This is a genomic window from Enterobacter sp. CFEC122 (assembly GCF_052983755.1).
In genome coordinates this window covers 1-15,523 of sequence record NZ_JBRIQR010000016.1, presented here as the reverse complement: position 1 = coordinate 15,523, position 15,523 = coordinate 1, and the positions used below count along the sequence as shown (strand labels likewise).

General features: G+C 60.0%; 15 protein-coding genes. 7 read left to right on the top strand and 8 right to left on the bottom strand.

The window, feature by feature from the left end; all coding sequences use genetic code 11:
* Positions 1 to 18: 18 nt before the first annotated feature.
* The 3 genes from dhaM to dhaK are packed head-to-tail and all read right to left on the bottom strand — an operon-like array spanning position 19 to position 3,161.
* Complete coding sequence (dhaM, locus tag ACVCAM_RS12905; protein ID WP_023336797.1) at positions 19 to 1,437, bottom strand: dihydroxyacetone kinase phosphoryl donor subunit DhaM; 1,419 nt, start codon at positions 1,435 to 1,437, stop codon at positions 19 to 21.
* A gap of 10 nt (positions 1,438 to 1,447) precedes the next feature.
* Positions 1,448 to 2,080, bottom strand: coding sequence for a dihydroxyacetone kinase subunit DhaL (dhaL, locus tag ACVCAM_RS12900; protein WP_023336798.1), 633 nt, complete (start codon positions 2,078 to 2,080; stop codon positions 1,448 to 1,450).
* A 10-nt stretch (positions 2,081 to 2,090) separates the two neighbouring features.
* A complete protein-coding gene (gene dhaK / locus ACVCAM_RS12895) occupies positions 2,091 to 3,161 on the bottom strand; it encodes a dihydroxyacetone kinase subunit DhaK (protein ID WP_020077889.1) in 1,071 nt (356 codons plus the stop codon).
* Between the two features lie 555 nt (positions 3,162 to 3,716).
* On the opposite strand from dhaK, the gene ACVCAM_RS12890 reads away from it, so the two are divergent.
* Both ACVCAM_RS12890 and dhaR read left to right on the top strand, forming a co-directional pair.
* Positions 3,717 to 4,814: a glycerol dehydrogenase gene (locus ACVCAM_RS12890; protein ID WP_023336799.1), complete on the top strand. Its 1,098-nt coding sequence runs from the start codon at positions 3,717 to 3,719 to the stop codon at positions 4,812 to 4,814.
* 101 nt (positions 4,815 to 4,915) lie between these two features.
* The gene (gene dhaR / locus ACVCAM_RS12885; protein WP_023336800.1) at positions 4,916 to 6,841 is read left to right on the top strand and encodes a dihydroxyacetone kinase operon transcriptional regulator DhaR; all 1,926 of its coding nucleotides are present in this window, start codon (positions 4,916 to 4,918) and stop codon (positions 6,839 to 6,841) included.
* Here the strand turns inward: dhaR and ACVCAM_RS12880 are convergent.
* From ACVCAM_RS12880 to ACVCAM_RS12865, 4 genes are read right to left on the bottom strand one after another with little or no spacing between them, the layout of a single operon-like run.
* Complete coding sequence (locus tag ACVCAM_RS12880; RefSeq protein ID WP_004210508.1) at positions 6,819 to 7,349, bottom strand: cob(I)yrinic acid a,c-diamide adenosyltransferase; 531 nt, start codon at positions 7,347 to 7,349, stop codon at positions 6,819 to 6,821. The genes dhaR and ACVCAM_RS12880 overlap by 23 nt on opposite strands.
* On the bottom strand, positions 7,350 to 7,703 hold the full coding sequence (locus ACVCAM_RS12875; RefSeq protein ID WP_002917678.1) for a glycerol dehydratase reactivase beta/small subunit family protein: 354 nt from the start codon (positions 7,701 to 7,703) through the stop codon (positions 7,350 to 7,352).
* Between the two features lie 20 nt (positions 7,704 to 7,723).
* A complete protein-coding gene (dhaT, locus tag ACVCAM_RS12870) occupies positions 7,724 to 8,887 on the bottom strand; it encodes a 1,3-propanediol dehydrogenase (RefSeq protein ID WP_023336801.1) in 1,164 nt (387 codons plus the stop codon).
* Between the two features lie 21 nt (positions 8,888 to 8,908).
* A complete protein-coding gene (locus tag ACVCAM_RS12865; RefSeq protein WP_014599267.1) occupies positions 8,909 to 9,337 on the bottom strand; it encodes a GlcG/HbpS family heme-binding protein in 429 nt (142 codons plus the stop codon).
* Between the two features lie 413 nt (positions 9,338 to 9,750).
* Here ACVCAM_RS12865 and ACVCAM_RS12860 point away from each other — a divergent pair, with 413 nt between their 5' ends.
* The 5 genes from ACVCAM_RS12860 to ACVCAM_RS12840 are packed head-to-tail and all read left to right on the top strand — an operon-like array spanning position 9,751 to position 15,136.
* A complete protein-coding gene (locus ACVCAM_RS12860; RefSeq protein WP_002917676.1) occupies positions 9,751 to 11,418 on the top strand; it encodes a propanediol/glycerol family dehydratase large subunit in 1,668 nt (555 codons plus the stop codon).
* Between the two features lie 12 nt (positions 11,419 to 11,430).
* Positions 11,431 to 12,015 carry a propanediol/glycerol family dehydratase medium subunit gene (locus ACVCAM_RS12855; RefSeq protein WP_407223656.1) on the top strand — a complete coding sequence of 195 codons (585 nt, stop codon included), beginning with the start codon at positions 11,431 to 11,433 and terminating at the stop codon, positions 12,013 to 12,015.
* A 2-nt stretch (positions 12,016 to 12,017) separates the two neighbouring features.
* A complete protein-coding gene (locus ACVCAM_RS12850; RefSeq protein WP_002917670.1) occupies positions 12,018 to 12,443 on the top strand; it encodes a glycerol dehydratase small subunit DhaB3 in 426 nt (141 codons plus the stop codon).
* A 12-nt stretch (positions 12,444 to 12,455) separates the two neighbouring features.
* On the top strand, positions 12,456 to 14,279 hold the full coding sequence (locus ACVCAM_RS12845; protein WP_111986680.1) for a diol dehydratase reactivase subunit alpha: 1,824 nt from the start codon (positions 12,456 to 12,458) through the stop codon (positions 14,277 to 14,279).
* 53 nt (positions 14,280 to 14,332) lie between these two features.
* Positions 14,333 to 15,136, top strand: coding sequence for an MIP/aquaporin family protein (locus ACVCAM_RS12840; RefSeq protein ID WP_032669189.1), 804 nt, complete (start codon positions 14,333 to 14,335; stop codon positions 15,134 to 15,136).
* A 51-nt stretch (positions 15,137 to 15,187) separates the two neighbouring features.
* On the opposite strand, the gene hdeB is transcribed toward ACVCAM_RS12840, so the two are convergent.
* Positions 15,188 to 15,517, bottom strand: coding sequence for an acid-activated periplasmic chaperone HdeB (hdeB, locus tag ACVCAM_RS12835; RefSeq protein WP_032642469.1), 330 nt, complete (start codon positions 15,515 to 15,517; stop codon positions 15,188 to 15,190).
* Positions 15,518 to 15,523 lie beyond the last annotated feature (6 nt).

The window sequence follows — 15,523 nt, the reverse complement described above, 5'->3', positions numbered from 1 at the left end:
GTAACGGTCAAAGTGGATTTAGCGACGAATAAGACGTTGCAGACGCATATCGAGCGTGATGGCTTCGCCAGGCTGAATATCATTCAGCGCTTCGCCCTGCTGGCATAGCCAGGCGATCCCCGCCGCGCGGGCGATAATCGCGCCGTGGGCCTGTTCGCTGCCGTCGCGCAGGCACAGGCCGGTGACCTTGCTGGCATCCAGTTGGAGTACAGTCGAGGGATAAATATTGTCGGCGATAATAATCGTCGGCTCACTGGCGAATGGCAGCGTCTCCTTAATACCCTGCAGATGGCGCAGCGTGCGCTGCAGAATATCGTCGACATCGATATAACGGGCCTGCAGATAGGCGTCATCCAGCTGACGATACTGCTGGCTGAGCTCCATCAGCACTTGATGCCACGCCCATTCCGCCGAGCACTGTTCGGTGAGCAGGCGATCGTTGGCGGCATCAAACAGATCTTCATCGTCGAGCAAGGTGTGATGACCGGCGAAGATCGCCGCGATATCGGCGTTAAATTTGTGTTCCGCCAGCTCGGTGAGCGCATTGAGATCGGCCAGCGTCTGGTCGATCGCCTGGCGCAGGCGCTGCTGCTCGCGGGCGATGTCGGCGGCGGCGGGGAGCGCCGGTTGGATCGGCGCCTGCGGATAAAGCATCGCGGCGCCTTCAACACGCGCAGGTATGGCGGGTTCCGCTGTCGGCTGCGCCTCCGGCGACTCGCCGAAGTTATCGGCGGCCAGCGCCTGAAACGCCGCCAGCGCCGCATCGGCGTCCGGACCGCGGGCCAGCAGGCGCAGCTTATCGTGGCGGCGCACCTGTAGCAGAGCGATTTGATTCAGACTGTCCGGGGTGACGCATTTGCCGTTTTTCTCCAGCACCAGGTCGGCGTTAAAACCCGCCAGCGCGGCGACCAGCTTTGATGCCGGACGCACGTGCAGGCCGTTGTGATTGTTAATAATGACTGAAACCGATTTAGCATCGCCGTCGTCAGCAAGCGTTGGGGCGGCGGCGTCAGGCGTGTGCGAAGGTAAACCCAGCTGAACCCGCTTGGCTTCCAGGGCGTTCATGGCATCGGCGATAACTTTGTCGATCCCGGCGCCGGAGGCGGCGCTGACGGTGGCCGCCAGCGTCCCTTCGACCAGCGGCGCGGCGCACAGCCGCACCTTTGCCGCCATCGCCGGATCGAGCAGATCGAGGGCGGTTTCGGCGCTGAGCAGGGCGCTGCCGATATCCATCATCACCAGAACATGGTCGGTATCGGCGACGGATTCGATCGCCTCCATGACTTTAATCGGATCGGTGCCGATCGGGCTGTCGGGATCGTCGATCCCGGCGGCGATCGCCAGCTTACAGCCATCGTTCATTAACATCTGCCGGGCCAGTTCTCCGACACCTTCGCCCAGCCGGGCGCTATGAGAAACAATAACCAGGTTTACCATCGCGATTTCCTTACTCTTTGGCGGCGGCAGCCAGCATCTGAACCATAAACAGCACCGAGGTCGCGCCGGGATCCTGATGCCCGATGCTGCGCTCGCCGAGATAGCTGGCGCGGCCTTTACGCGCCTGCATGGTGATGGTGGCGTGGGCGGCGCGCTCGGCCACTTCGCAGGCGGCATCCAGCGCGGCAGGGATAGACAGATGTTGCTCGCTGGAATGACGCAGGGATTCCACCACCGGCAGCCAGACGTCGCACATCGTCTTATCGCCCGGCTCCGCTTTACCACGGTTGACGACGCCGTCCGCGCCTTCGCGGATCATCTGATAAAGCTCGTCGAGGGTCAGGCTCTGATGCGCCTGGGTGACCTGGGCGGCGCGGATAAAGAAGGTGCCGAACAGCGGGCCACTGGCGCCGCCGACGTTGGAAAGCAGCGCCATCCCGGTATTCTTGAGAATAAAACCGATGTCTTTATCGGCGATCGACGGCAGCTTTTCGACCACTTTGCTGAAGCCGCGATGCATATTGAGGCCGTGGTCGGCGTCGCCGATCTCTTTATCAAGGCCGGTGAGAAAATCGCTCTGTTTGGTGAAAATGTCGCCACAGCGGTACAGCCAGTCGACGATTTGCGTTCTGTTCAGTGACATGTCGTGCTCCTTATTTTCCCCAGTTCAGCGCTGGGGTATGGACCGGGGCGTCCCATAACGCCAGCGTGTCATCATCCGCTTTCAGCAGGGTGATGGAGAAACCCGCCATATCCAGCGAGGTGCAGTAGCTGCCGATGAGGTTGCGTTCAATCACAATGCCGGACGCTTCGCAGCGCTGGGCAAGGCGGTTGTAAACGCCGTACAGTTCGGAAAGCGGGGTGGCGCCGAGGTTATTGACCAGCGCGATAACCCGATCGCCGTTTTGCAGCGCGGTTTTGCTCTGTTTCACTTCCTGCCACGCTCCCTTGACGTTATCCCACTGGCGCAGCGTGCGGCTGTATGCGCCGTTTTCCAGCAGGGTATCGAACATCTCATCGACGGTTTGGTCGAGCGAGCTGAAGCGGCGGCGGTCGATACCCGGCTCGCCATGGATGCCGACGCCGAACTCCATCTCATCATCTTTCAGGGTAAAGGAGGGCTGTCCGGCGGCCGGTACGGTGCAGGCGCCCAGCGCGATGCCAATCGAGTGACCAAGGTTATTTAAACGGCGGCCCAGTTCAGCGCAGGCTTCCAGCGAGTCGCCGCGTTCGGCGGCGGCGCCGACCAGTTTTTCAATCAGCACGGTATTGGCGACGCCGCGGCGTCCGGCGGTATAGAGGCTGTCTTTTACCGCCACGTCGTCATCCACCACGACGGTGGTAACCTTAACGCCACTTTCGTGCAGCAGCTCGGTGGCGGTCTCAAAATTCAGGATGTCGCCGGTATAGTTTTTGATAATCAGCAGGACGCCTTCGCCGCCGTCAATCTGCATCGCGCATTCGAACATTTTGTCCGGCGTCGGCGAGGTGAAAATTTCCCCCGGACAGGCGCCGGAGAGCATGCCCTGGCCGATGTAGCCGCAGTGCATCGGTTCGTGTCCGCTGCCGCCGCCGGAGAGCAGCGCCACTTTGCCGGCGACCGGTGCATCAGCGCGGGTGACATAGACCGGGTCCTGGTGCAGCGTCAGTTCAGGATGCGCCTTCGCCAGGCCGATAAGCTGTTCACTCAGTACATCTTCCACACGGTTAATCAGTTTTTTCATTGTTTATGCTCCGTAGGGTAGGGGGAGGTCGCCTGTCTATAAGGGTAGCCCGGCGATGTAGTGATTCTGGCTGAGCGGGCGCAAAATAAAATGCCGTCAAAATTGATTCCATAACGGAACGTAGAAAAGAATTTTTGTTCCTTTATGGAACATTAATTGCCGATAAACAGGAGAAATGCGAGCCAGCGCTAATAATTTGTCCGTTTTTTTCTGCTATCAGAAATGGGGCAAGGATGATTTTTTTCGCCATTGTGCCGCATTGAGGCAATTTTCTGCGTTAAAGAGGGGAGACGATAGCGGCTTTTTTGCCAAAATGATCCGATCGCGATCGCAATCCCATCGCTTTCTCAGTCACATTGTTTCAATGTGAAACGCATTATTTTTTTATCTGTTTCAGAACAGAACAAAAAGGGAAAAATTTTTTTCGCCGCGGCTCGCCCTACAGTGGATGCATCGCTCCGGCAGCGTGGCTGTTAGCGCCATTGATATCAGGCGCCGCGGCATGACGGCCTGGGCTCACGTGTCAACATACGCACTTATTTGAGGGTGAAAGAAATGCTAAAAGTTATTCAATCTCCAGCCAAATATCTCCAGGGACCTGATGCCGCCATGCTGTTTGGCGAATACGCTAAAAACCTGGCCGACAGCTTTTTTGTTATCGCCGATGACTTCGTGATGAAGTTGGCGGGCGACAAAGTATTGAACGGCCTGCATAGCCACAATATTAGCTGCCATGCGGAACGGTTTAACGGCGAGTGCAGCCATGCGGAAATCAACCGCCTGATCGCCATTCTTAAGCAGCACGGCTGCCGCGGCGTGGTGGGTATCGGCGGCGGGAAAACCCTCGATACCGCGAAGGCGATCGGCTATTATCAGAAGCTGCCGGTGGTGGTGATCCCGACAATTGCCTCAACCGATGCGCCGACCAGCGCGCTGTCGGTTATCTACACCGAGGCGGGCGAGTTTGAAGAGTATCTGATCTACCCGAAAAACCCGGATATGGTGGTGATGGACACGGCGATTATCGCCAAAGCGCCGGTACGCTTGCTGGTGGCCGGGATGGGCGATGCGCTCTCCACCTGGTTTGAAGCCAAGGCCTGCTTCGATGCGCGAGCCACCAGCATGGCGGGCGGGCAGTCCACGGCGGCGGCCTTGAGCCTGGCGCGCCTGTGCTATGATACGCTGCTGGCTGAAGGCGAAAAAGCACGCCTGGCGGCTCAGGCTGGAGTGGTGACCGATGCGCTGGAGCGTATTGTCGAAGCCAACACCTATCTGAGCGGTATCGGTTTTGAGAGCAGCGGCCTGGCCGGCGCGCACGCGATTCACAACGGTTTCACCATCCTTGAAGAGTGCCACCATCTGTATCACGGTGAGAAAGTGGCCTTCGGTACCCTGGCGCAGCTGGTGCTACAGAACAGCCCGATGGACGAGATTGAAACGGTGCTGGGCTTCTGCCAGCGCGTCGGCCTGCCGGTGACGCTCGCGCAGATGGGCGTCAAAGAGGGGATCGACGAGAAAATCGCCGCGGTGGCGAAAGCCACCTGCGCGGAAGGGGAAACCATCCATAATATGCCGTTTGCGGTGACCCCGGAGAGCGTCCATGCCGCTATCCTCACCGCCGATCTGTTAGGCCAGCAGTGGCTGGCGCGTTAATTCGCGGTGGCTAAACCGCTGGCCCAGGTCAGCGGTTTTTCTTTCTCCCCTCCGGCAGTCGCTGCCGGAGGGGTTCTCTATGGTACAACGCGGAAAAGGATATGACTGTTCAGACTCAGGAAACCGGGAAGGTGGTCTCTTCCGTCATCGCCCAGTCATGGCACCGCTGCAGCAAGTTTATGCAGCGCGAAACCTGGCAAACGCCGCACCAGGCCCAGGGCCTGACCTTCGACTCCATCTGTCGGCGTAAAACCGCGCTGCTGACCATCGGCCAGGCGGCTCTGGAAGACGCCTGGGAGTTTATGGACGGCCGCCCCTGCGCGCTGTTTATTCTTGATGAGTCTGCCTGCATCCTGAGCCGTTGCGGCGAGCCGCAAACCCTGGCCCAGCTGGCTGCCCTGGGATTTCGCGACGGCAGCTATTGTGCGGAGAGCATTATCGGCACCTGCGCGCTGTCGCTGGCCGCGATGCAGGGCCAGCCGATCAACACCGCCGGCGATCGGCATTTTAAGCAGGCGCTACAGCCATGGAGTTTTTGCTCGACGCCGGTGTTTGATAACCACGGGCGGCTGTTCGGCTCTATCTCGCTTTGCTGTCTGGTCGAGCACCAGTCCAGCGCCGACCTCTCCCTGACGCTGGCCATCGCCCGCGAGGTGGGTAACTCCCTGCTTACCGACAGCCTGCTGGCGGAATCCAACCGTCACCTCAATCAGATGTACGGCCTGCTGGAGAGCATGGACGATGGGGTGATGGCGTGGAACGAACAGGGCGTGCTGCAGTTTCTCAATGTTCAGGCGGCGAGACTGCTGCATCTTGATGCTCAGGCCAGCCAGGGGAAAAATATCGCCGATCTGGTGACCCTCCCGGCGCTGCTGCGCCGCGCCATCAAACACGCCCGTGGCCTGAATCACGTCGAAGTCACCTTTGAAAGTCAGCATCAGTTTGTCGATGCGGTGATCACCTTAAAACCGATTGTCGAGGCGCAAGGCAACAGTTTTATTCTGCTGCTGCACCCGGTGGAGCAGATGCGGCAGCTGATGACCAGCCAGCTCGGTAAAGTGAGCCACACCTTTGAGCAGATGTCTGCCGACGATCCGGAAACCCGACGCCTGATCCACTTTGGCCGCCAGGCGGCGCGCGGTGGCTTCCCGGTGCTGCTGTGCGGCGAAGAGGGGGTTGGGAAAGAGCTGCTGAGCCAGGCTATCCACAATGAAAGCGAACGGGCGGGCGGCCCCTACATCGCCGTCAACTGCCAGCTATATGCCGACAGCGTGCTGGGCCAGGACTTTATGGGCAGCGCCCCTACCGACGATGAAAATGGTCGCCTGAGCCGCCTTGAGCTCGCCAACGGCGGCACCCTGTTTCTGGAAAAGATCGAGTATCTGGCGCCGGAGCTGCAGTCGGCCCTGCTGCAGGTGATTAAGCAGGGCGTGCTCACCCGCCTCGACGCCCGGCGCCTGATCCCGGTGGATGTGAAGGTGATTGCCACCACCACCGTCGATCTGGCCAATCTGGTGGAACAGAACCGCTTTAGCCGCCAGCTGTACTATGCGCTGCACTCCTTTGAGATCGTCATCCCGCCGCTGCGCGCCCGACGCAACAGTATTCCGTCGCTGGTGCATAACCGGTTGAAGAGCCTGGAGAAGCGTTTCTCTTCGCGACTGAAAGTGGACGATGACGCGCTGGCGCAGCTGGTGGCCTACTCATGGCCGGGGAATGATTTTGAGCTCAACAGCGTCATTGAGAATATCGCCATCAGCAGCGACAACGGCCACATTCGCCTGAGTAATCTGCCGGAATATCTCTTTTCCGAGCGGCCGGGCGGGGATAGCGCGTCATCGCTGCTGCCGGCCAGCCTGACCTTTAGCGCCATCGAAAAGGAAGCTATTATTCACGCCGCCCGGGTGACCAGCGGGCGGGTGCAGGAGATGTCGCAGCTGCTCAATATCGGCCGCACCACCCTGTGGCGCAAAATGAAGCAGTACGATATTGACGCCAGCCAATTCAAGCGCAAGCATCAGGCCTAGTCTCCTCGATACGCGCCATGGAGAACAGGGCATCCGACAGGCGATTGCTGTAGCGTTTGAGCGCGTCGCGCAGCGGATGCGCGCGGTCCATGGCCGTCAGCAGGCGTTCGAGCCGACGGGACTGGGTGCGCGCCACGTGCAGCTGGGCAGAGGCGAGATTCCTCCCCGGGATCACGAACTGTTTTAACGGGCCGCTCTCGGCCATATTGCGGTCGATAAGCCGCTCCAGGGCGGTGATCTCCTCTTCGCCGACCGTCTGGCTCAGGCGGGTCAGGCCCCGCGCATCGCTGGCCAGTTCAGCCCCCAGCACGAACAGCGTCTGCTGAATATGGTGCAGGCTTTCCCGGAGCCCGGCGTCGCGGGTCGTGGCGTAGCAGACGCCCAGTTGGGATATCAGTTCATCGACGGTGCCGTAGGCCTCGACGCGAATATGGTCTTTCTCGATGCGGCTGCCGCCGTACAGGGCGGTGGTGCCTTTATCCCCGGTGCGGGTATAGATACGATACATTCAGTTTCTCTCACTTAACGGCAGGACTTTAACCAGCTGCCCGGCGTTGGCGCCGAGCGTACGCAGATGATCGTCGCTATCGGTGACGTGTCCGGTAGCCAGCGGCGCGTCCGCCGGCAGCTGGGCATGAGTGAGGGCTATCTCGCCGGACGCGCTGAGCCCTATACCCACCCGCAGGGGCGAGCTTCTGGCCGCCAGGGCGCCCAGCGCAGCGGCGTCACCGCCTCCGTCATAGGTTATGGTCTGGCAGGGGACCCCCTGCTCCTCCAGCCCCCAGCACAGCTCATTGATGGCGCCGGCATGGTGCCCGCGCGGATCGTAAAACAGGCGTACGCCTGGCGGTGAAAGCGACATGACGGTCCCCTCGTTAACACTCAGAATGCCTGGCGGAAAATCGCGGCAATCTCCTGCTCGTTGCCTTTACGCGGGTTCGAGAACGCATTGCCGTCTTTCAGAGCCATCTCAGCCATGTAGGGGAAGTCGGCCTCTTTTACTCCCAGATCGCGCAGATGCTGCGGAATACCGATATCCATCGACAGACGCGTGATAGCGGCGATGGCTTTTTCCGCCGCGTCGAGAGTGGACAGTCCGGTGATATTTTCGCCCATCAGTTCAGCAATCTCGGCGAATTTCTCCGGGTTGGCGATCAGGTTGTAGCGGGCCACATGCGGCAGCAGGACAGCGTTGGCCACGCCGTGCGGCATGTCGTACAGGCCGCCCAGCTGGTGCGCCATGGCGTGCACGTAGCCGAGGTTGGCGTTATTGAAAGCCATCCCGGCCAGCAGAGAGGCATAGGCCATGTTTTCCCGCGCCTGCAGATTGCTGCCGAGGGCCACGGCCTGGCGCAGGTTGCGGGCGATGAGGCGGATCGCCTGCATGGCGGCGGCGTCCGTCACCGGGTTAGCGTCTTTGGAGATATAGGCCTCTACGGCGTGGGTCAGGGCATCCATCCCGGTCGCCGCGGTCAGGGCGGCCGGTTTACCGATCATCAGCAGCGGATCGTTGATAGAGACCGACGGCAGGTTGCGCCAGCTGACGATCACAAACTTCACTTTGGTTTCGGTGTTGGTCAGGACGCAGTGGCGGGTGACCTCGCTGGCGGTGCCGGCGGTGGTATTGACCGCGACGATAGGCGGCAGCGGGTTGGTCAGGGTCTCGATTCCGGCATACTGGTACAGATCGCCCTCATGGGTGGCGGCGATGCCGATGCCTTTGCCGCAATCGTGCGGGCTGCCGCCGCCCACGGTGACGATGATGTCGCACTGTTCGCGGCGAAACACGGCGAGGCCGTCGCGCACGTTGGTGTCTTTCGGGTTCGGCTCGACGCCGTCAAAGATCGCCACCTCGATCCCGGCCTCCCGCAGATAATGCAGGGTTTTGTCCACCGCGCCATCTTTAATTGCCCGCAGGCCTTTGTCGGTGACCAGCAGGGCTTTTTTCCCCCCCAGCAGCTGGCAGCGTTCGCCGACTACGGAAATGGCGTTGGGGCCAAAAAAGTTAACGTTTGGCACCAGATAATCAAACATACGATAGCTCATAATATACCTTCTCGCTTCAGGTTATAATGCGGAAAAACAATCCAGGGCGCACTGTGCTAATAATTGATCCTGCTCGACCGTACCGCCGCTAACGCCGACGGCGCCAATTACCTGCTCATTAAAAATAACTGGCAGGCCGCCGCCAAAAATAATAATTCGCTGTTGGTTGGTAAGCTGCAGACCGTACAGAGATTGTCCTGGCTGGACCGCTGGCGTAATTTCATGGGTACCTTGCTTCAGGCTGCAGGCGCTCCAGGCTTTATTCAGGGAAATATCGCAGCTGGAGACGAAGGCCTCGTCCATCCGCTGGATAAGCAGCGTGTTGCCTCCGCGGTCAACCACGGAAAACACCACCGCCACGTTGATCTCAGTGGCTTTTTTTTCCACCGCCGCCGCCATTTGCTGGGCGGCGGCCAGGGTGATTGTCTGAACTTGTTGGCTCTTGTTCATCATTCTCTCCCGCACCAGGATAACGCTGGCGCGAATAGTCAGTAGGGGGCGATAGTAAAAAACTATTACCATTCGGTTGGCTTGCTTTATTTTTGTCAGCGTTATTTTGTCGCCCGCCATGATTTAGTCAATAGGGTTAAAATAGCGTCGGCAAAACGTAATTAAGGGCGTTTTTTATTAATTGATTTATATCATTGCGGGCGATCACATTTTTTATTTTTGCCGCCGGAGTAAAGTTTCATAGTGAAACTGTCGGTAGATTTCGTGTGCCAAATTGAAACGAAATTAAATTTATTTTTTTCACCACTGGCTCATTTAAAGTTCCGCTATTGCCAGTAATGGCCGGGCGGCAACGACGCTGGCCCGGCGTATTCGCTACCGTCTGCGGATTTCACCTTTTGAGCCGATGAACAATGAAAAGATCAAAACGATTTGCAGTACTGGCCCAGCGCCCCGTCAATCAGGACGGGCTGATTGGCGAGTGGCCTGAAGAGGGGCTGATCGCCATGGACAGCCCCTTTGACCCGGTCTCTTCAGTAAAAGTGGACAACGGTCTGATCGTCGAACTGGACGGCAAACGCCGGGACCAGTTTGACATGATCGACCGATTTATCGCCGATTACGCGATCAACGTTGAGCGCACAGAGCAGGCAATGCGCCTGGAGGCGGTGGAAATAGCCCGCATGCTGGTGGATATTCACGTCAGCCGGGAGGAGATCATTGCCATCACTACCGCCATCACGCCGGCCAAAGCGGTCGAGGTGATGGCGCAGATGAACGTGGTGGAGATGATGATGGCGCTGCAGAAGATGCGTGCCCGCCGGACCCCCTCCAACCAGTGCCACGTCACCAATCTCAAAGATAATCCGGTGCAGATTGCCGCTGACGCCGCCGAGGCCGGGATCCGCGGCTTCTCAGAACAGGAGACCACGGTCGGTATCGCGCGCTATGCGCCGTTTAACGCCCTGGCGCTGTTGGTCGGTTCGCAGTGCGGCCGTCCCGGCGTGTTGACGCAGTGCTCGGTGGAAGAGGCCACCGAGCTGGAGCTGGGCATGCGTGGCTTAACCAGCTACGCCGAGACGGTGTCGGTCTACGGCACTGAAGCGGTATTTACCGACGGCGATGATACTCCGTGGTCAAAGGCGTTCCTCGCCTCGGCCTACGCCTCCCGCGGGTTGAAAATGCGCTACACCTCCGGCACCGGATCCGAAGCGCTGATGGGCTATTCGGAGAGCAAGTCGATGCTCTACCTCGAATCGCGCTGCATCTTCATTACCAAAGGCGCCGGGGTTCAGGGGCTGCAAAACGGCGCGGTGAGCTGTATCGGCATGACCGGCGCTGTGCCGTCGGGCATTCGGGCGGTGCTGGCGGAAAACCTGATCGCCTCTATGCTCGACCTCGAAGTGGCGTCCGCTAACGACCAGACTTTCTCCCACTCGGATATTCGCCGCACCGCGCGCACCCTGATGCAGATGCTGCCGGGCACCGACTTTATTTTCTCCGGCTACAGCGCGGTGCCGAACTACGACAACATGTTCGCCGGCTCGAACTTCGATGCGGAAGATTTTGATGATTACAACATCCTGCAGCGTGACCTGATGGTTGACGGCGGCCTGCGTCCGGTGACCGAGGCGGAAACCATTGCCATTCGCCAGAAAGCGGCGCGGGCGATCCAGGCGGTTTTCCGCGAGCTGGGGCTGCCGCCAATCGCCGACGAGGAGGTGGAGGCCGCCACCTACGCGCACGGTAGCAACGAGATGCCGCCGCGTAACGTGGTGGAGGATCTGAGTGCGGTGGAAGAGATGATGAAGCGCAACATCACCGGCCTCGATATTGTCGGCGCGCTGAGCCGCAGCGGCTTTGAGGATATCGCCAGCAATATTCTCAATATGCTGCGCCAGCGGGTCACCGGCGATTACCTGCAGACCTCGGCCATTCTCGATCGGCAGTTCGAGGTGGTGAGTGCGGTCAACGACATCAATGACTATCAGGGGCCGGGCACCGGCTATCGCATCTCTGCCGAACGCTGGGCGGAGATCAAAAATATTCCGGGCGTGGTTCAGCCCGACACCATTGAATAAGGCGGTATTCCTGTGCAACAGACAACCCAAATTCAGCCCTCTTTTACCCTGAAAACCCGCGAGGGCGGGGTAGCTTCTGCCGATGAACGCGCCGATGAAGTGGTGATCGGCGTCGGCCCTGCCTTCGATAAACACCAGCATCACACTCTGATCGATATGCCCCATGGCGCGATCCTCAAAGAGCTGATTGCCGGGGTGGAAGAAGAGGGGCTTCACGCCCGGGTGGTGCGCATTCTGCGCACGTCCGACGTCTCCTTTATGGCCTGGGATGCTGCCAACCTGAGCGGCTCGGGGATCGGCATCGGTATCCAGTCGAAGGGGACCACGGTCATCCATCAGCGCGATCTGCTGCCGCTCAGCAACCTGGAGCTGTTCTCCCAGGCGCCGCTGCTGACGCTGGAAACCTACCGGCAGATTGGCAAAAACGCCGCGCGCTATGCGCGCAAAGAGTCACCTTCGCCGGTGCCGGTGGTGAACGATCAGATGGTGCGGCCGAAATTTATGGCCAAAGCCGCGCTATTTCATATCAAAGAGACCAAACATGTGGTGCAGGACGCCGAGCCCGTCACCCTGCACGTCAACTTAGTAAGGGAGTGACCATGAGCGAGAAAACCATGCGCGTGCAGGATTATCCGTTAGCCACCCGCTGCCCGGAGCATATCCTGACGCCTACCGGCAAACCATTGACCGATATTACCCTCGAGAAGGTGCTCTCTGGCGAGGTGGGCCCGCAGGATGTGCGGATCTCCCGCCAGACCCTTGAGTACCAGGCGCAGATTGCTGAGCAGATGCAGCGCCATGCGGTGGCGCGCAATTTCCGCCGCGCGGCGGAGCTTATCGCCATTCCTGACGAGCGCATTCTGGCTATCTATAACGCGCTGCGCCCGTTCCGCTCCTCGCAGGCGGAGCTGCTGGCGATCGCCGACGAGCTGGAGCACACCTGGCATGCGACAGTGAATGCCGCCTTTGTCCGGGAGTCGGCGGAAGTGTATCAGCAGCGGCATAAGCTGCGTAAAGGAAGCTAAGCGGAGGTCAGCATGCCGTTAATAGCCGGGATTGATATCGGCAACGCCACCACCGAGGTGGCGCTGGCGTCCGACGACCCGCAGGCGAGGGCGTTTGTTGCCAGCGGGATCGTCGCGACGACGGGCATGAAAGGGACGCGGGACAATATCGCCGGGACCCTCGCCGCGCTGGAGCAGGCCCTGGCGAAAACACCGTGGTCGATGAGCGATGTCTCTCGCATCTATCTTAACGAAGCCGCGCCGGTGATTGGCGATGTGGCGATGGAGACCATCACCGAGACCATTATCACCGAATCGACCATGATCGGTCATAACCCGCAGACGCCGGGCGGGGTGGGCGTTGGCGTGGGGACGACTATCGCCCTCGGGCGGCTGGCGACGCTGCCGGCGGCGCAGTATGCCGAGGGGTGGATCGTACTGATTGACGACGCCGTCGATTTCCTTGACGCCGTGTGGTGGCTCAATGAGGCGCTCGACCGGGGGATCAACGTGGTGGCGGCGATCCTCAAAAAGGACGACGGCGTGCTGGTGAACAACCGCCTGCGTAAAACCCTGCCGGTGGTAGATGAAGTGACGCTCCTGGAGCAGGTCCCCGAGGGGGTGATGGCGGCGGTGGAAGTGGCCGCGCCGGGCCAGGTGGTGCGGATCCTGTCGAATCCCTACGGGATCGCCACCTTCTTCGGGCTAAGCCCGGAAGAGACCCAGGCCATCGTCCCCATCGCCCGCGCCCTGATTGGCAACCGTTCAGCGGTGGTGCTCAAGACCCCGCAGGGGGACGTGCAGTCGCGGGTGATCCCGGCGGGCAACCTCTACATTAGCGGCGAAAAGCGCCGCGGAGAGGCCGATGTCGCCGAGGGCGCGGAAGCCATCATGCAGGCGATGAGCGCCTGTGCTCCGGTACGCGACATCCGCGGCGAACCGGGCACTCACGCCGGCGGCATGCTTGAGCGGGTGCGCAAGGTAATGGCGTCCCTGACCGGCCATGAGATGAGCGCGATATACATCCAGGATCTGCTGGCGGTGGATACGTTTATTCCGCGCAAGGTGCAGGGCGGGATGGCCGGCGAGTGCGCCATGGAAAATGCCGTCGGGATGGCGGCGATGGTGAAAGCGGACCGTCTGCAAATGCAGGTTATCGCCCGCGAACTGAGCGCCCGACTGCAGACCGAGGTGGTGGTGGGCGGCGTGGAGGCCAACATGGCCATCGCCGGGGCGTTAACCACTCCCGGCTGTGCGGCGCCGCTGGCGATCCTCGATCTCGGCGCCGGCTCGACGGATGCGGCGATCGTCAACGCGGAGGGGCAGATAACGGCGGTCCATCTCGCCGGGGCGGGGAATATGGTCAGCCTGTTGATTAAAACCGAGCTGGGCCTCGAGGATCTTTCGCTGGCGGAAGCGATAAAAAAATACCCGCTGGCCAAAGTGGAAAGCCTGTTCAGTATTCGTCACGAGAATGGCGCGGTGGAGTTCTTTCGGGAAGCCCTCAGCCCGGCGGTGTTCGCCAAAGTGGTGTACATCAAGGAGGGCGAACTGGTGCCGATCGATAACGCCAGCCCGCTGGAAAAAATTAGTCTCGTGCGCCGGCAGGCGAAAGAGAAAGTGTTTGTCACCAACTGCCTGCGCGCGCTGCGCCAGGTCTCACCCGGCGGTTCCATTCGCGATATCGCCTTTGTGGTGCTGGTGGGCGGCTCATCGCTGGACTTTGAGATCCCGCAGCTTATCACGGAAGCCTTGTCGCACTATGGCGTAGTCGCCGGGCAGGGCAATATTCGGGGAACAGAAGGGCCGCGCAATGCGGTCGCCACCGGGCTGCTACTGGCCGGTCAGGCGAATTAAACGGGCGCTCGCGCCAGCCTCTCTCTTTAACGTGCTATTTCAGGATGCCGATAATGAACCAGACTTCTACCTTAACCGGGCAGTGCGTGGCCGAGTTTCTTGGCACCGGATTGCTCATTTTCTTCGGCGCGGGCTGCGTCGCTGCGCTGCGGGTCGCCGGGGCCAGCTTTGGTCAGTGGGAGATCAGTATTATCTGGGGCCTTGGCGTCGCCATGGCCATCTACCTGACGGCCGGTGTCTCCGGCGCGCACCTTAATCCGGCGGTGACCATTGCCCTGTGGCTGTTCGCCTGTTTTGAACGCCGCAAGGTGCTGCCGTTTATTGTTGCCCAGACGGCCGGGGCCTTCTGCGCCGCCGCGCTGGTGTATGGGCTCTATCGCCAGCTGTTTCTCGATCTTGAACAGAGTCAGCATATCGTGCGCGGCACTGCCGCCAGCCTTAACCTGGCCGGGGTCTTTTCCACGTACCCGCATCCACATATCACTTTTATACAAGCGTTTGCCGTTGAGACCACCATCACGGCAATCCTGATGGCGATGATCATGGCCCTGACCGACGACGGCAACGGAATTCCGCGCGGGCCGCTGGCGCCGTTGCTGATTGGCTTGCTGATCGCCGTGATCGGCGCGTCGATGGGGCCGCTAACCGGCTTTGCGCTGAATCCGGCGCGCGACTTCGGCCCAAAACTGTTTACCAGTCTGGCCGGGTGGGGCTCGATCGCCTTTACCGGTGGGCTGGCGATCCCTTACTTTCTGGTGCCGCTGCTGGCGCCGGTGGTGGGGGCGATTATCGGGGCGTTTTTGTATCGCAAGCTTATCGGCCGCCTTCTGCCGTGCGAATGCGGTATCGATGAGTAAAGCGGGACCCGCCGCAGCGCGGCGGGTTTCCCCGGCCTGATGCCGGGGGGGTTATTTTTTGATGACCGCGCTGAGATCGCCAAGTTTAGCGGCGGGGTTCTTGTGGCACTCCTGCAGCATTTTCGGTACCGAAACGGTCTCGACTTCATGCCAGTCAACATAGTCGCCGCCGCTAAAGTCGGTGTTGCGATTCACTACCCAGAAGGCCACCGGGGTCATGCTTTTTGGGTTCATATCCATAAATTCCTGACAGGTCATATTCTGCGGCGTGGTTTCCTCAACCGCGAACGCCGGGCTGGTCATCAGACAGAATGTGGTAGCCGCCACGGTCAATACGAGTGCTTTAGGGAAGGTGCGAACAAGTTCCTGATATGAGATCATCATATT

Coding starts and splice junctions, on each gene's coding strand:
- dhaM (WP_023336797.1), bottom strand. CDS start 1,437: ATGGTAAACCTGGTTATTGTTTCTCATAGCGCCCGGCTGGGCGAAGGT.
- dhaL (WP_023336798.1), bottom strand. CDS start 2,080: ATGTCACTGAACAGAACGCAAATCGTCGACTGGCTGTACCGCTGTGGC.
- dhaK (WP_020077889.1), bottom strand. CDS start 3,161: ATGAAAAAACTGATTAACCGTGTGGAAGATGTACTGAGTGAACAGCTT.
- ACVCAM_RS12890 (WP_023336799.1), top strand. CDS start 3,717: ATGCTAAAAGTTATTCAATCTCCAGCCAAATATCTCCAGGGACCTGAT.
- dhaR (WP_023336800.1), top strand. CDS start 4,916: ATGACTGTTCAGACTCAGGAAACCGGGAAGGTGGTCTCTTCCGTCATC.
- ACVCAM_RS12880 (WP_004210508.1), bottom strand. CDS start 7,349: ATGTATCGTATCTATACCCGCACCGGGGATAAAGGCACCACCGCCCTG.
- ACVCAM_RS12875 (WP_002917678.1), bottom strand. CDS start 7,703: ATGTCGCTTTCACCGCCAGGCGTACGCCTGTTTTACGATCCGCGCGGG.
- dhaT (WP_023336801.1), bottom strand. CDS start 8,887: ATGAGCTATCGTATGTTTGATTATCTGGTGCCAAACGTTAACTTTTTT.
- ACVCAM_RS12865 (WP_014599267.1), bottom strand. CDS start 9,337: ATGAACAAGAGCCAACAAGTTCAGACAATCACCCTGGCCGCCGCCCAG.
- ACVCAM_RS12860 (WP_002917676.1), top strand. CDS start 9,751: ATGAAAAGATCAAAACGATTTGCAGTACTGGCCCAGCGCCCCGTCAAT.
- ACVCAM_RS12850 (WP_002917670.1), top strand. CDS start 12,018: ATGAGCGAGAAAACCATGCGCGTGCAGGATTATCCGTTAGCCACCCGC.
- ACVCAM_RS12845 (WP_111986680.1), top strand. CDS start 12,456: ATGCCGTTAATAGCCGGGATTGATATCGGCAACGCCACCACCGAGGTG.
- ACVCAM_RS12840 (WP_032669189.1), top strand. CDS start 14,333: ATGAACCAGACTTCTACCTTAACCGGGCAGTGCGTGGCCGAGTTTCTT.
- hdeB (WP_032642469.1), bottom strand. CDS start 15,517: ATGATCTCATATCAGGAACTTGTTCGCACCTTCCCTAAAGCACTCGTA.